Here is a 998-nt window from a genome sequence, read left to right on the forward strand (position 1 = left end):
TGATCGATGCTGGCTCGGCGTCGCGTCGCTCCATCGCCGACTCGAGGACGGACTCGAGATCCGCGCTCGCGGGCGCCGTTCGAACGTCGTGCTCGGTGGCCCGCTCGAGGCGGGCCCGAAGACGGCTCTCCTGGGCCCGCGCGTCAGTTACGATGATGATCGGTCTCGATCGATGTGCAGCGTTCATCCGTGTATCCCCGTCCGCGACCTGATCGGTCCGTTTCCGCACTCCTTTCTCACAAAACCACGCTGTGAAATAAAAACCTGCTGGTCGTCGTTCGACCGGCCGACACCTTACGGCCGATGATCGACGCCTCGAGAGCCTCGCTCACGGATTCGCGGCGCGGCACCCGCCCGCAGGACACCGTGTCCATCGGTCGGTCGGATCGACTGGTCGAGCGGCCCAGACGATCTGCTGTCACTGTGTCCCGGCGCACCCGCACGGCGGGTCTCGGGCGCGCCGGACTGACAGGTGTCCCGTGCTGTGAGACGGACTCCTGTGTCTCACAGCTCGCCCGCCGCTTTCAGTTCCGCGATCAGGTCGTCGACGAGGGAGTCGACGTCCTCGTAGGGGAACTCCCCGCCGTCGGTCTTGGCGTTGAGCTCCATCGCGCTCATCGAGAAGTCGCCGGACTGGAATCTCGTCCCCGGTCCGTCGGGCAGTGCCGGCACGAGTTCCATCGGACCCGAGACCGGATAGTCGGCGTTCTCGAACGCGTCGGTCAGCTGCTCGCGGAGTTCGGCTTCGTCTGCCATGACTTCGTGTTTCTGCGCGAATCCCAATAACTCTGCAGGGGGATTGTCGACCGGTCGGCGATCGAGATCCTCGATCTGACTCCGTCCCAGACGGTCGGGGGAACGGACGACTCACGGATAGCGGACGGCCAATTACCGGCCGCGAGCGACTAGAGCCGTCGCATGAACTCGGGGAGGATCCCCCGCTCGCTCGAGGCGGTCGCCGCGGCCGGCTCGGCACCGGGCGGGTCGATCTCCGCGTC

General features: G+C 66.2%; 2 protein-coding genes. Both read right to left on the reverse strand.

Going from position 1 to position 998, the window contains the following annotated elements; translation table 11 throughout:
- Window positions 1–229 (reverse strand): hypothetical protein (locus PGX04_RS09970; protein WP_273738357.1); only part of this gene is annotated, 229 nt, incomplete at its 3' end.
- 275 nt (window positions 230–504) lie between these two features.
- Entirely contained in the window at window positions 505–756 is a 252-nt protein-coding gene (locus PGX04_RS09975; RefSeq protein ID WP_273738358.1) for an MTH865 family protein, read from the reverse strand.
- Window positions 757–998 lie beyond the last annotated feature (242 nt).

Source organism: Natrinema soli (genome assembly GCF_028618695.1).

What these genes read in the sequence shown, in the direction of transcription:
- PGX04_RS09975 (WP_273738358.1), bottom strand. Translation starts at nt 756, where the DNA reads ATGGCAGACGAAGCCGAACTCCGCGAGCAGCTGACCGACGCGTTCGAG.